The following is a 15,442-nucleotide window of genomic DNA, read 5'->3' on the forward strand; positions in this document are numbered from 1 at the left end:
TCGGGCGGAACACGGAGAGACGGCATGGTCCTTGCGTCGCAGGCGCAGCACGGAATGTGGATCACCGAGAGGGTGCACGGCACGGGCACGGCGTACCACATGCCGTTCGCCCTGTGGTTCGACGGTCCGCTGGACCGCGAGGCCATGCTGGCCGCGTGCGCGTCCGTCGTCGCGCGGCACCCGGTGCTGTCGTGTGTGTTCGAGGAGCGCGACGGCGAGCTGCACCTGGTGCCCGCGGCGGCCAAGCCGCCGGTCGAGTTCCTGCCGGGCGTGCCCGACCCGGAGGCGTTCGTGGAGCGGGAGATCGCGCGGCCGTTCGACCTGGAGCGGGGGCCGCTGGCGCGCTTCTCGCTCGCTGGGGTGTCGCCGGAGCGGCACCTGTTGTTGTTCGTCGGGCATCACCTGGTCTTCGATGGCATGTCCAAGGACGTCCTGGTGCGGGACCTGGCCGCCGCGTACACGGGCGGGCCGCTGTCGCCGCTCCCTCTGCCGTACGGCGGGAGCGGGGAGGTGCCGGCCGAGGCCGCGGCGTACTGGCGGGAGCGCTGGCGCGAGGTGCCGTCGGTGGTCGTCGGGGGCGTGCCGCGCGCGCCGCGCGTGGCCGGGCGCGGCGAGACGGTGCTGTTCGACCTGACGCGCGAGATGGCCGCCGCCGCGTTCGACGGGGTCTCGCGCTTCGAGCTGTTCCTGGCCGCCGTCCACGCCCTGCTCTTCCGGTACGGCAACGCCGAGGTGTCCGTGGCCGTCGCCCTGTCGACGCGGACGCCGGAGACCCGCGACCACATCGGGCTGTTCGCCACCGAGCTGCCCGTATTCTCCGCGCCGGAGCCGGACCTCGCGTTCCGGGACCTCGCGCTGCGGCTGCGGGCCGAGATGCGGCGGCTGAACGCCTTCCGGGAGGTGCCGGTGGCGCGGGCCGTGGGCGGCATCCGGCCGAGGCCGGCGCTGGCCCCGGCCTCGATCAGCTTCCGGCGGCGCGCGGCCGACCGGGACTTCCCCGGGCTGCGCGTGTCGGCGGAGTGGAAGATGTCCAACCACGTGGTGCGCAACGCCCTGCACTTCCAGGCCGTGGACGGCGACGACGGGCTCCACGTGACGCTGCACCACAGCCCCGAGATCGTGTCCCGGGAGGAGGCCGAGCGGGTGGCCGCGCACCTGCGCGCGGTGCTGGAGGCGGTCGCCGCCGACCCCGGCGTCCGGCTCGCCGCCCTCCCCCTCCCCGAGGCCGCCGTGGTCACCGCCTCCCCTGGCGCCTCCCCATCGGAGTCACCCCGTTCGGGAGCCGCCGTGGACGGCGAGCTGGTCGGGCAGGTGCGGGCGATCTGGATGGAGGTGCTCCGGCTGGACGACATCGCGCCCGACGAGGACCTGTACGACCTGGGCGGCCACTCGCTGACCATCACCCAGATCTGCGCCAGGATCCGCAAACGGCTCGGCGTGGACGTGCCCTTCGACGTGTTCCTCGACGACCCCACCATCGCCGGGGTCGCGGCGGCGGTCGGCGAGCTGCGCGCATGATCTCCCTGGGCCAGGAGCGGCTGTGGTTCCTGCACCGGCTCGACCCCGCCGACCCCGCGTACCGGGTGGCGGTGGTGCGGCGGCTGCGCGGGCCGCTCGACGCGGACGCGCTGGAGGCGGCGTTCGCGGAGGTGGTGGCGCGGCACGAGTCGCTGCGCACGCGCTTCCCCGACCAGGACGGGCTGCCCGTCGCGGTGGTGGACCCGCCGGGGCCGGTGCCGGTCGAACGGGTGGAGGTGTCCGGGCCGGAGGAGGCCGAGCGGCTGTTCGCCGCGCGCGCCGCGGCGCCGTTCGACCTGGCCGCCGCCCCGCCGCTGCGCGTGACGCTGGCCCGCCTGGCCGACGGCGACCACGTGCTCGGCGTGGTCCTGCACCACGTGATCGCCGACGGCTGGTCGCTGAACGTGCTGATGGACGACCTCGCCGCCTGCTACGCGGCCCGCCGCGACGGCGTCCCCGCCGCGCTGCCCCCGCTTCCCGTGCGGTACGCCGACCACGCCGCCGCCCAGCGCGCCGCCGTCGCCTCGGCCGACCTGGAGCACTGGACCGCCCGGCTGGCCGGCGCGCCCCTGCTGGAGCTGCCCACGGACCGCCCGCGTCCGGCCCGGCGCAGCAGCAGGGGGCGCGAGACCCCGTTCGAGCTGCCGCCCGAGCTGACCGGCGCGCTGTCCCGGCTGGCGCGGGCCGGACGCTGCACGCTGTTCATGGTGCTGCTGGCCGCCTACCAGCTCCTGCTGTCCCGGCACACCGGGCAGGACGACGTGGTGGTCGGCACGCCCACGGCCGGGCGCGACCGCCCCGAGCTGGAGCCCATGGTCGGGCTGTTCGCCTCGACGATGGTGCTGCGGGGCGACCTGTCGGGCGACCCGTCGTTCACTGAGCTGCTGCGCCGTACGCGCGCGGTCGTGCTGGAGGCGATGGCGCACCGCGACGTGCCGATCGAGCGGGTGCTGTCCGCGCTCGACATCGAGCGCGACCTGTCGCGCACGCCGCTGTTCCAGGCGATGCTGGCGCTGCACAACGCCGCCACCGGGTACGGCGAGGCCGCCACGTTCGCCGGGCTGGACAGCACGCCGTTCCCCCACGGCGACCCGCCGGCCATGGTAGACGTGCGGATGGAGCTGTGGCCCGACGGCGGCGGCCTGCGCGGCGCCCTCCACTACAGCGCGGAGCTGTTCGAGCCGGACACCATGGAGCGGATGGCGGCCCGCTTCGTCACGCTGCTGACCTCGATCGCGGCCCGGCCGGACGCCCGGATCGGCGAGCTGGACCTCCTGCCGGCCGCCGAGCGGGAGCTGGTCACCGCCGCCTGGAACCGCACCGCCCTCGACGTTCCCGAGGGCACCGTCGCCGACCTGGTGCTGCGGCAGGCGGAGCGGCGGCCGGACGCCGTCGCCGTCGAGTGCGCGGGCGAGCGCGTCACCTACCGGGAGCTCGCCGAGCGGGCCCGGCGGGTCGCCGCGGACCTGCGGGAGCGGGGCGCGGGGCCCGGCTCGGTGGTCGCGCTCCGGCTGCCGCGCTCGGCCGGCCTGCCGGGCACGCTGCTCGGCGTGATGCTGTCGGGCGCCGCCTACCTGCCCATCGACCGGGGGCTGCCGGACGAGCGGGTCGCGTACATGCTGGAGGACTCGGGCGCGCGGCTGACGCTCGGCGACCTGCCGCCCGCCCCACGGCCCGCGGCACTCGGCGGCCGGCCCGGGAGCGAGGCCGCGTACGTGCTCTACACCTCCGGCTCGACCGGCCGCCCCAAGGGCGTGGTGGTGCCGCACGGCGCGCTGGTCAACCTGCTCACCGGGATGGAGACCCTGCTCGGCTCCTCCTCCTCGGACACGTGGCTGGGCAGCACCTCGCTGTCGTTCGACATCGCGGGGCTGGAGCTGTACCTGCCGCTGGTCACCGGCGGGCGGCTGGTGCTGGCCGGGGACGAGGAGGCGCGCGACGGCGCGGCGCTGGCCCGGCTCGTCACCGGGTCGGGCGTCACCCACGTGCAGGCCACGCCGTCCGGCTGGAGCATGCTGCTGTCGGCCGGGCTGGACCCGGCGGGCCTGGTGGCGCTGGCCGGCGGCGAGGCGCTGCCCCTCGCCCTGGCGCGCCGGCTGCGCGGCCGGGTCGCGCGGCTGCTCAACATGTACGGGCCGACGGAGACGACGATCTGGTCCACGGCCTGGGAGGTGCCGCCCGCGCCGGAACGGGTGAGCATCGGGCGGCCGATCGCCAACACCACGGTCCACGTCCTCGACGCCTCCGGCGCTCCGGCGCCCGTCGGGGTGCCGGGCGAGCTGGTCATCGGCGGCGCCGGGGTCGCGCTCGGCTACCTGGGACGGCCGGAGCTGACCGCCGAGCGGTTCGCGGGCGGGCGCTACCTGACCGGCGACCGGGCCCGCTGGCTGGGCGACGGCACGCTGGAGTTCCTCGGGCGCGCGGACGGCCAGGTCAAGCTGCGCGGGCACCGGATCGAGACCGGCGAGGTCGAGGCGGCGCTGGAGTCGCACCCGGCGGTGGACCGGGCGGCGGTGCTCGTGCGGGGCGACGACCTCGTGGCGTACGTCGCGGTCCGAGCCGGTGACATCGCGCTCGGGACCGGTGACATCGCGGTCCGAGCCGGTGACATCGCGCTCGGGACCGGTGACATCGCGGTCCGAGCCGGTGACATCGCGGTCGGGACCGGTGACGTCGCGGTCCCCGAGGGGCTGGCCGGGCACCTGGCCGCGTGGCTGCCCGTGTACATGGTGCCGAACGTCGTCGTCCCCCTCCCCGCGCTCCCCCTCACCCCGAACGGCAAGGTGGACCGGCTCGCGCTGCCCGCGCCCGGCGCGCCCGAGGCGGGCCGGGGCGGCGCGCCGCGCACCGACCGCGAGCGGCGGGTGGCCGGGATCTTCGGCGCCGTGCTCGGGCTGCCCGAGGTGGGCGTGGACGACGACTTCTTCGCCCTCGGCGGCCACTCGCTGCTCGCCACCCAGGTCGTCGCCCGGCTGGAGGCGGCCGGGACGCCCGTGCCGCTGCGCGAACTGTTCGCGCACCCGACCGTGGCCGCCCTGGCCGCGCTGCTGGAGAGCGTGCCGGAGGAGCGCGCCCGCCCGCTGCGCCCCCGCCCGGCCGGCACGCTGCCGCCGCTCTCCCCCGCCCAGGAACGCCTGTGGTTCCTGCACCGGCTCGACCCCGCCGACGCGGCGTACACCATGTTCGTCGTGCGCAGGCTGCGCGGGCCGCTGGACCGGGCGCGGCTGCGCGCGGCGCTGAGCGGGGTCGTCGCCCGGCACGAGGCGCTGCGCACCCGCTTCCCCGAGGTGGACGGGCGGCCCGTGGCCGTCGTGGAGCGGCCCGCTCCCGTCGCCGTCGAGGAGCTGGACGCCCGCGACGAGGCCGAGGCCCGCGCCCTGGTCGCCGCCCGCACCAACGCCCCCTTCGACCTGGGCGCGGCCCCGCCGCTGCGGATCACGCTGATCCGCCTGGCGGACGGCGACCACGTGCTGTGCGCGGTGATGCACCACATCGTCGCGGACGGCTGGTCGATCGGCGTGTTCCTCGACGACCTGGCCGCCCTCTACGCCGGGACGCAGCCCGAGCCGCCCGCCGTGCAGCAGGGCGACGTCGCCCGGTGGCAGCGCGACCGGGACGGCGCCGCCGCTCTGGAGTACTGGCGCGAGCGGCTGGCCGAGCCCCCGGTGCTGGAGCTGCGCACCGACCGCCCCCGCGCCGAGGGACCGGCCCGGGGCGGTCATCACGTGCAGGAGCTGCCCGAGGAGCTGGCCGGGGCGCTGGAGGCGGTCGCCCGGCGGGAACGCGGGACGCTGTTCATGGTGCTGCTGGCCGCCTACCAGCTCCTGCTGTCCCGGCACACGGGGCAGGACGACGTGCTCGTCGGCACGCCCACGGCCGGTCGCGACCGGGTGGAGCTGGAGCGGGTCGTCGGCTACCTCAGCAACACGCTGGTGCTGCGCGGCGACCTGTCCGGCGACCCGACGCTCGCCGAGCTGCTGGACCGGACCCGGGGTGTCGTGCTGGAGGCGATGGCCCACCAGGACGTGCCGTTCGAGCGGCTGCTGGCCGAGCTGGACGTCGAGCGGGACCTGACGCGCAAGCCGGTCTTCCAGACGATGCTGGCGCTGAACCAGGGCGGCCGGGACGAGCGGGACCGGATCGGCGACCTGGAGATGTCGTACTTCGACGACGGCTACCGGCAGGCCAAGTTCGACCTGACGGTGGAGGCGTGGCGGTCGCCGGGGCTGCTGCGGGTGGCGTTCGGGTACGACGCGGGGCTGTTCGACGCGGAGACGGTGCGGCGGCTGGCGGAGCGGTTCGCGGTGCTGCTGGAGGCGGTGGCGGATCCGGGGCGGCTGGACGTGCCGGTGTCGCGGCTGCCGGTGCTGACGGGGGAGGACGAGGAGCTGCTGGCCCTCGCCGGTCACGGCCCTGACCTCCCCGGCTTCGGTGAGGAGAGCGTGCCGGGGATGGTGGCGCGGGCCGCGTCCGCGTACCCGGAGCGGGTGGCCGTGGTGTGCGGCGAGGAGAGCGTCACCTACGGCGAGCTGGAGCGGCGGGTGGCGGGGCTCGCGGCCGAGCTGGCCGGGCTCGGCGTGAGGGACGGGATCGTGGGGCTGCGGCTCGGGCGGTCCGTCGAGGCCGTGGTGGCGATGCTCGCCGTCTGGCGGGCCGGGGCCGCCTACCTGCCGCTGGATCCGGCCCATCCGGCCGCCCGGCTCGACCGCCTCGCCGCCGAGGCCGGCGTCCGGGCCACGGTCACGGAGTCCCTCGCCGTGCTGCCCGGTGTCGCCGTGCCGCGCGAGGAGCCCGGGCTGGCGTACGTGCTGCACACCTCCGGCTCCACCGGCGCCCCCAAGGGCGTCGCCGTCGAGCACGCCGGGCTGGCCGCGCGGGTGCGGTGGATGCGCGAGGCGTACGGGCTGCGGCCCGGCGACCAGGTGGTGCAGCTCGCCCCGCTCGGGTCCGACACGCACGCCGAGGAGCTCTATCCCGCGCTGGCGGCCGGGGCGACGGTCGTGGTGGTGCCCGGCGACGGCGGCACACTGCCCGACCTGCTCGCCGAACGGCCCGGCGTCACCGTGCTCGACCTGCCCGCCGCGTACTTCCACCAGCTCGTGGACGTGCTCGACGACGTGGCCTGGCCGGCGGCGCTGCGGCTGGTGATCCTCGGCGGCGAGCAGGTCGAGGGGTGGGCGGTCGCGCGGTGGCGGGAGCGGTTCGGGGACCGGGTGCGGCTGGTCAACACGTACGGGCCGACCGAGGCGACGATCATCGCCACGGCGGCCGACCTGACGGATGACGACCCGCGCCCGCCCATCGGGCGGCCGGTCGCGGGCGTCACGGTCCGGGTCCTGGACCGGCACGGTCAGGCGGTGCCGCCGGGGGCGCCCGGCGAGCTGCACATCGGCGGGGCGGGAGTGGCGCGCGGCTACCTGGGGCGTCCCGACCTGACGGCTGAGCGGTTCGCGGACGTCGGGGGCACGCGGTGGTTCCGCACCGGGGATCTGGTGCTGCTGCGGCCCGACGGCCTGCTGGAGTTCCTGGGGCGGCTGGACGAGCAGGTGAAGATCAGGGGGTTCCGCGTCGAGCCGGGCGAGGTCGAGCACTGCCTGCTGGGCTGTCCCGGTGTGCGGCGCGCCGTCGTGGTCGCCCGGGACGGCGAGCTGGTCGCGTACGTCGTCGGCGAGGCGGCCGTCGCCGGGGAAGCGGCCGTCGCCGCGGAAGCGGGCATCGCCGCGGAAGCGGGCGTCGTCCGGGAGTCAAGCACCGCCGGGGAGGCCGCCCGGCTGGCCGAGCACGCCGCGCGGGCGCTCCCGCCGTACATGGTCCCCGCCCACTGGGTGATGCTCGACGCGCTGCCGCTCACCCCCAACGGCAAGCTCGACCGGGCCGCGCTGCCCGCCCCCGGCCGTCCGGAGGGCACGGACCGGACGCCGCCGCGCTCCGACGCCGAAGAACTGGTGGCCGACGTCTGGGCCGAGGTGCTGGACGCCGACAAGGTCGGGGCGTTCGACGACTTCTTCGCGCTCGGCGGGCACTCGCTGCTGGCCGTCAAGGTGGCCGCCCGGCTGCGCGCCCTCGCTGGGGTGGATCTGCCGATCCGCACGCTGTTCGCCCGCCGTACCGTCGCCGAACTGGCGCTCGCCGTCGAGGAGGCGCTGGTCGCGGAGGTGGCCGGGCTGTCCGACGAGCAGGCGCGCGCCCTGCTGGACGCGGAGGACCCGTCGTGACCGACCTGACCTCACCATCGGCCGGGCTGAGCGAGGCGCAGCGCGAGCTGCTCGCGCGGCGGCTGCGCCGTCGCCACGCCCCGGCCGCCCGCACGATCCCGGCGCTGCCCGAGGGGCAGGAGCCGCCGCTCTCGTACGCCCAGGAGCGGCTGTGGTTCATGGAGCAGTACGCGCCGGGCAACGTGGCCTACACGATCCCCTTCGTGCGGCGGCTGCGCGGCCCGCTGGACGCCGAGGCGCTGTCCGGGGCCTTCGACGAGGCCGCGGCCCGGCACCAGCCGCTGCGCGCCCGCTTCCCCGCGAGCGACGACGGCCGACCGCTCGTCGTGATCGAGCCCGAGGTGTCCGTGCCGTTCACGACCGCGGCGGCGGCCTCGTCCGAGGAGGCGCGGGAGCTGGTGGACGCGTTCCTGGCCGAGCCGTTCGACCTGGCGGCGGGCCCGCTGATCCGCGTCCTCCTCGTCCGGCTGGCCGACGGAGACCACGTGCTGGCCGTCGCCGTCCACCACATCGCGGCCGACGGCTGGTCCGCCGACGTGCTGCTGCGCGAGGTGCTGGGCCGGTGCGCGGGACGGCCGGCGCCGGGGCTGCCGGTCACCTACGGCGACTTCGCCGCCTGGCAGCGCGGCCGCCCGGACGCCGAGGACGACGTGGCGTACTGGCGGGAGCGCCTGGCCGGGCTGCGGCCCCTCGACCTGCCCGCCGACCTGCCGCGCCCGCCCGAGCTGACCTACCGGGGCGCCGCCCACTCCTTCACCGTGGACCGCGAGCTGGCGGCCCGCCTCGCCGGGATCGGCCGCGACCGCGGGTGCACGCCGTACATGGTGCTGCTGGCGGCGTTCGCCGCGCTGCTCGGCCGGTACGCCGGTCAGGACGACGTCGTGCTGGGCTCGCCGGTGGCGGGCCGGTCGCTGCCCGAGCTGGAGCACCTGGTCGGCTGCTTCGTCAACATGCTGCCCATGCGGGTGGACCTGTCCGGCGGGCCGGCGTTCACCGAGTTGCTCGACCGGGTGCGTGAGAGCGCGACCGGCGCGTACGCGCACCAGGAGTTGCCGTTCGAGCGGCTGGTGGCGGAGCTGAACGTGCCGCGTGAGGTGTCGCGGTCGCCGGTGTTCCAGGTGCTGTTCGCGATGCAGAACTACGCGGACCTGCGGGCCGCGCCCGCGGACGGTTTGGTGGTGGAGGGGTTCGACCTGGGGGTGTGGGCGACCCGGTTCGACCTGGAGCTGTACACGTGGGGCGAGGGGTCGTTCCTGTTCGTCTACAACACCGCGCTGTTCGCGCCCGAGCGGATCGAGCGGATGGCCGGGCACCTGGCCACGCTGCTGGAAGGCGTGGCGGCCGACCCGGCGGCGCCCGTCCACCGGGTTGAGCTGCTGACCGCCGCCGAGCGGGCCGAGCGCGAGCGGTGGAACGACACGCTCACGCCGCTGGGCGAGCCCGACCTGCTGCATCGGCCGTTCGAGGAGCGGGCCGCGTCGCGGGAGGTCGCGCTGGTCCATCCGGGCGGGAGCCTCACGTACGAGGAGCTGGACCGGCGCGCCACGGCGCTGGCGGGCGAGCTGGTCGCGGCCGGGGTGCGGCGCGGCGAGCTGGTCGCCGTGGTCATGGAACGCGGCTGGGAGCAGGTGGTCGCGGTGCTGGCCGTCGGCAAGGCCGGGGCGGCGTACCTGCCGGTGGACGCCGACCTGCCGGACCGGCGCCGCTTCGAGCTGCTGGAACGCGGGGAGTGCGCGGTCGCGGTCACGCAGCCGCGGCTGGAGTCGTCGCTGGAGTGGCCGCCCGGTGTGACTCCTCTGGTCGTCCACCCGGACCTTGCGGACGCCGCTTCCGTGACATGCCCGGCGTCGCCGGACGACCTCGCGTACGTCATCTTCACCTCCGGCTCCACCGGCGCCCCCAAGGGCGTGATGATCGAGCACCGCGCCGCGCTCAACACCGTCCGCGACATCAACCACCGCTTCCGCGTCGGCCCGTCCGACCGGATCATCGCCCTGTCGGCGCTCAGCTTCGACCTGTCGGTGTACGACGTGTACGGCGCGCTCGCCGCCGGGGCCGCGCTCGTCATGGGCGAGCCCGCCGGCGACAAGGACCCGACCGCCTGGGCCCGGCTCGTCGAGGAGCACCGCGTCACCGTCTGGAACTCGGTGCCCGCCCTCATGGAGCTCCTCGTGGACCACGCCGAGCACGAGGGCTCGGACCTGTCCTCGCTGCGGCTGGTCATGATGTCGGGCGACTGGATCCCCACCACGCTCCCCGGCCGCATCCGCGCCCTGGCCCCCGACGCGGAGATCGTCAGCCTGGGCGGCGCCACCGAGGGCTCCATCTGGTCCATCGCGTACCCCGTCGGCGAGGTGGACCCGTCCTGGACGTCCATCCCGTACGGCACGCCGCTGGCCAACCAGAGCTTCCACATCCTCGACCGCGGCCGGTGCGACGTGCCGGTGGGGGTGCCCGGCGAGCTGCACATCGGCGGCGCGGGCGTGGCGGCGGGCTACTGGCGCGACCCCGAGCGGACGGCCGCCTCCTTCGTCACGCACCCGCGCACCGGCGAGCGCCTCTACCGGACGGGCGACCTCGGCCGCTACGGCCCGGACGGGACGATCGAGTTCCTGGGGCGGGCGGACGCGCAGGTGAAGATCCGCGGGTACCGGATCGAACTGGGCGAGATCGAGGCCCACCTGTCGCGCCACCCGGCGGTGGCGGAATGCGTGGTGGGGACGTCCGGGACGGGGACGGGGGCGCAGCTCGTCGCGTACGTGGTGCCTCACGAGGGGGACCTCGACGTGGCGGTACTCCGTGCCCACCTCGCGGAGACCCTGCCCGCGTACATGATCCCCGCCCGTTTCGTCCCCCTCCCCTCGCTCCCCCTGACCGCGAACGGCAAAGTGGACCGCGCCCGCCTCCCCGCCCCGTCCGCCCATTCGGCCATAACTCGGACCGTCGCTCCCTCCACCGATGCCGAGCGCATGGTCGCCGCCGTCTGGGCCGACGTGCTGGAACGCGACGACTTCGGCGTGGACGAGGACTTCTTCGACGTGGGCGGCCACTCGCTGCTGGCCATCAAGGCGGTCGCCAGGCTGCGCAGGGAGCTGCCACCGGGGGCCACCCCCATCGCGGTGGTGGACCTGTTCAAGCACCCGACGGTACGCGGCCTGGCCGCCCTCCTGGAGGGCACCGCCACCGCCTCGCGCGGACTGCTGCACGAGCTGACGTCCCAGCGCACGTCTCCGCCGGTCCTCACGTACGTGTGCGTGCCGTACGGCGGGGGCGCGGCGGTCGTGTACCAGCCGCTGGCGGACGCGCTGCCCGAGGAGTACGCGCTGTGGTCGGTGGCCATCCCCGGCCACGACGTCGGCCTGGACGAGGAGCGGCTGCCGCTGGAGGCGGTGGCCGCCCGATGCGTCGCGGAGATCATGGAGAAGGTGCGCGGCCCGGTCGCGCTGTACGGCCACTGCGGGGTGGGCTCGGCGCTGACCGTGGAGATCGCCCGGCGCCTGGAGGCCGAGGGCCGCCCGCTCGAAGCCGTCTACATCGGGGCGATCTTCCCGTTCGCCCGGCCGTCGAAGGGACCGGCGGCGCTGCTGGCGAGGCTGGCCCGGCGCGAGTTCCTGCGCGGCGACCGCGGCTACGTCAACTGGCTGACCTCGATGGGCCTCGACATGAGCGACCTCGACCCGGCCCAGGCGCGGCACATCGTCCGCAACATGCGCCGCGACAGCGAGGCGGCCGAGGAGTACTTCACGGGGTTGTTCGAGAGCGCGGTGACGCGGCTGCGGGCGCCGGTGATCAGCGTGGCCGGGGAGCACGACCCGGCGACGGAGTTCCACGAGGAGCGCTTCCGGGAGTGGCACTTCCTCAGCCCGGTGGCGGGGGTGGTGGAGCTGGACGAGGCGGGCCACTTCTTCCTGAAGTACCGGGCCGGGGAGCTGGCGGCCATCGTGACCCGTACGCACCGGGCCTTGGTGGAGGGCGGGCAGGCGGGCGGCGAGACGTGGCGCCTGGCCGCGACCTCGACGGATGATCCGTCAGAGACGAGCGCACCACGCCGCAAGCCGACGACCCCTGCTCCCAGCATGGGGAGGTTCGCCGCCGTCGCGTGCGGCCAGCTCGTCTCCATGCTCGGCGCCGCCCTGACCGAGTTCGCCATCCCTGTCTGGATCTACCTCACGACCGGCTCGCTCGCCCAGTTCGCGCTGCTGGCGGTGGTCGGCCTGGTGCCCGGGATGCTGGTGGCCCCGCTCGCCGGCGCCGTCGTGGACCGCGGGAACCGCCGTACCGTCATGCTGTGCGGCGACGCGGCCGCCCTGACCACCCAGTTGGGGTTGGGCCTGCTCCTGTGGACGGGCAACCTGCAGACCTGGCACATCTACCCGCTCCTGGGCATCCTCTCCTTGGCCCTGACCTTCCAGCGGCTGGCGTACGGCTCGGCGGTGCCGCAGCTCGTCCCGAAGCGCTACCTCGGCCACGCCAACGGCATGGTGCAGATGGCCGGCGGCATGACGCAGCTCCTGGTGCCGCTCGCGGCCACGGGCCTGATGGCGGCGATCGGGCTGGAGGGCATCCTGGTGCTCGACGTGGCGAGCTACGCGTTCGCGATCGGGGTGACGCTGCTGGTGCGGTTCCCGGCGGCGATGGCGTGGCGACGCAAGGAGCCGGTGTTGGCGGAGATGGTCGCCGGCTTCCGCTACTCGTGGGGCGATCCTGGCTTCCGGCGCATGCTGCTGTTCTTCGCCGCGCTGAACGTGTTCCTGGCGCCGCTGTTCCTGCTCGTCTCGCCGCTGGTGCTGTCGTTCGGGACGCTGGCGGACGTGGGCCGGATCTCGTTCGCGTCGGGCCTGGGCGTCTTCCTCGGCGGCCTGACGATGACGGCGTGGGGCGGGCCGCGGCGGGGGCGGATGCGGACGGTGCTGTGGTTCACGCTGGCGCTGGCGGCGTTCTGCCTGGTGACGGGGCTGCGGGCGGACCTGGTGACGATCGGGGTGGGGGCATTCGGCATGTCGCTGTGGCTGACGCTGCTGAACGGCGTGTACGCGACGATCGTGCAGGTGAAGGTGCCGCAGCGCTTCCACGGGCGGGTGTTCGCGCTGAACACGCTGATCGCGTGGAGCACGCTGCCGCTGGGCTTCGGCCTGGTGGCGCCGTACGGGGCGGCGGTTTTTGATCCCTTGATGGCCCCGGACGGTCTGTTGGCGGGGACTGTGGGCGCGGTGATCGGGACGGGGGCCGGGCGGGGGGTGGGGTTGATGTATCTGCTGTTCGCGGTGGCGATGGCGGTGCTGGCGGTGGTGACGCTGCGGTCCAGGCTGCCTCGGCTGGTGGACGAGACGCCGGACGCCCTGCCGGACGACCTGGTCGGCTTGGAGGCCCTGACCAGCCGCTGAATTCTCACGTACTTCAACACGGGTCGGCGCACCAGGACTGGACGTGTGCTACGTTAGATCCAGTTGCAGTTGTGGTACCCATAAGAACTTGTGTGCACCTGACGGTATGTAGCCTCAGGTGCATTTTTGTTTTACCGGTCTTCTCCGGGTGTGGGCCTATCTCGGCGACGCGAAATTCGTCCGATGCGGATTTCGGCTTTGCACCTATCAAGAGGAGATCATCATGGCTACCGGCACCGTGAAGTGGTTCAACGCGGAAAAGGGCTTCGGCTTCATCGAGCAGGACGGCGGCGGCGCCGACGTCTTCGCGCACTACTCCAACATCGTCGCCAACGGCGGCTACCGTGAGCTGCGCGAGGGCCAGAAGGTCGCCTTCGACGTCACCCAGGGCCAGAAGGGCCCCCAGGCCGAGAACATCGTTTCCGCCTGACACTGAAGCACCACGCCGCTGGGGCCCGCGCCGTAGGGTGCGGGCCCCAGCGCGTCGCTCGGGTGGTAACCGACGTGCTGTGACGGCGTCACAAGCCGCGAAGGGCAGCATGTCCGTTCTTCCACCGCACACCGGCTGGACCACTGATGGCTCCGGTTCGGACATAAGTCCCCTCCGACCGGCATCGCCGCCCCCGTTCCCTTCGGCGAATGCCCTCCATTTCGACGCCCGAGGCCAGGCTGTTCTCCGCCGGCTCGGCTCGTCTTTCTTCGGCTCGTTCTTGACATTCTTGTGCCGCTCATCGCGCCGGGAATCACTTGACACGTGCCGCATCGAGGAAGGTTCTGCATGAACCACGCAACTCGCCAGCACGACCGCTACTCCCCCACCCGCACGGGCGGCTCCGCCAACCCGGGCAGGGGTGACCGCTTCGCCTCGCCGGCTCGGGGCCGTTCGGGGGCCTCCGGCCGTTCCGGTGGTCACGGGCGGCGTCCCGCCGCGCTTCAGGGGGAATTCGCACTGCCGGTCACGGTCACCCCGGCCTTGCCCGCAGCCGCGACGTTCTCTGAGCTGAACATGCCGCCCGCGCTGATGAAGGTGCTCACCAGCCTGGGTATGAAAGAACCGTTCCCGATCCAGGCGGCCACGCTGCCGAACTCCCTGGCCGGCCGGGACGTCCTCGGGCGTGGGCGCACCGGGTCAGGCAAGACACTCGCCTTCGGCCTGGCCTTGCTCGTCCGCACCTCCGGACAGCGTGCCGAATCGAGGCAGCCGCTGGCTCTGATCCTCGTTCCCACTCGGGAACTGGCCCAACAGGTCACCGACGCGCTCACCCCGTACGCCCGGTCACTGAAGCTGCGGCTGGCCACCGTCGTCGGCGGCATGTCGATCGGCCGACAGGCCAATGCGCTGCGCGCTGGTGCCGAGGTCGTCGTCGCGACCCCGGGACGGCTCAGGGATCTCATCGAGCGCGGCGACTGCCGCCTGGATCAGGTCGCCATCACCGTGCTGGACGAGGCCGACCAGATGGCCGACATGGGCTTCATGCCGCAGATCACCTACCTGCTCGACCAGGTGCGCCCCGGGGGCCAGCGGATGCTGTTCTCCGCCACTCTGGACCGCAACGTCGATCTGCTGGTCCGCCGCTACCTGACCGACCCCGTGGTCCATTCGGTCGATCCCTCGGCGGGCGCGGTGACCACGATGGAGCACCACGTGCTGCACATCCAGGGCGCCGACAAGCATGCCACCACGGTGGAGATCGCTGCTCGCGATGGCAGGGTGATCATGTTCCTGGACACCAAGCACGCCGTGGATCAGCTCACCGAAAGCCTGCTGAACAGCGGCGTACGCGCCGCCGCGCTGCACGGGGGCAAGTCCCAGCCCCAGCGCACCCGCACCCTCGACCAGTTCAAGACCGGCCACGTCACGGTGCTGGTGGCGACCAACGTCGCGGCTCGTGGCATCCACGTCGACAACCTTGACCTCGTCGTCAACGTCGACCCGCCAAGCGACCACAAGGACTATCTGCACCGCGGCGGCCGCACCGCCCGCGCCGGCGAGTCCGGCAGCGTCGTCACCCTCGTCCTGCCCAACCAGCGCCGTGGCATGACCCGCCTGATGGCCGACGCCGGCATCGTGCCGCAGACCAGCCAGGTCCGTTCGGGCGAGGCCGAACTCAGACGTATCACGGGCGCCCAGGCTCCCTCAGGGATTCCCGTGACCATAGGCACGCCGGTCGCCGATCGCCGGCCGCGCCGGAACCGCCGACGATTCGCGTAGCGGGAACCCTCGCGAAGATGACCGGTGGCCCTCAATGGGATCGTGTGGGAGATCCGTAGCGGGTCATCCTGGCGGGATGTGCCCGAGCGGTACGGTTCCGAGCAGTCGCTCCA

At 74.2% G+C, this 15,442-nt stretch carries 5 protein-coding genes; all 5 read left to right on the forward strand.

Translation table 11 applies throughout. From position 1 onward, the window contains the following. The first annotated feature begins 24 nt into the window (after positions 1 to 24). Positions 25 to 1,518: a condensation domain-containing protein gene (locus HD595_RS08155; RefSeq protein ID WP_253767152.1), complete on the forward strand. Its 1,494-nt coding sequence runs from the start codon at positions 25 to 27 to the stop codon at positions 1,516 to 1,518. Beyond that, complete coding sequence (locus tag HD595_RS08160) at positions 1,515 to 7,733, forward strand: non-ribosomal peptide synthetase (protein WP_253767154.1); 6,219 nt, start codon at positions 1,515 to 1,517, stop codon at positions 7,731 to 7,733. The genes HD595_RS08155 and HD595_RS08160 overlap by 4 nt, the downstream gene beginning before the upstream one ends. After that, positions 7,730 to 13,117 (forward strand): non-ribosomal peptide synthetase/MFS transporter, encoded by a 5,388-nt coding sequence (locus tag HD595_RS08165; protein WP_308211109.1) that lies wholly within the window; start codon positions 7,730 to 7,732, stop codon positions 13,115 to 13,117. Before HD595_RS08160 ends, HD595_RS08165 begins: the two co-directional genes overlap by 4 nt. A 223-nt stretch (positions 13,118 to 13,340) precedes the next feature. Continuing rightward, on the forward strand, positions 13,341 to 13,547 hold the full coding sequence (locus HD595_RS08170; RefSeq protein WP_253767156.1) for a cold-shock protein: 207 nt from the start codon (positions 13,341 to 13,343) through the stop codon (positions 13,545 to 13,547). Positions 13,548 to 13,895: 348 nt separating this feature from the next. Beyond that, positions 13,896 to 15,329 carry a DEAD/DEAH box helicase gene (locus tag HD595_RS08175; protein ID WP_253767158.1) on the forward strand — a complete coding sequence of 478 codons (1,434 nt, stop codon included), beginning with the start codon at positions 13,896 to 13,898 and terminating at the stop codon, positions 15,327 to 15,329. Positions 15,330 to 15,442 lie beyond the last annotated feature (113 nt).

It is taken from the genome of Nonomuraea roseoviolacea subsp. carminata (assembly GCF_024172185.1).
GTDB lineage: Bacteria > Actinomycetota > Actinomycetes > Streptosporangiales > Streptosporangiaceae > Nonomuraea > Nonomuraea roseoviolacea.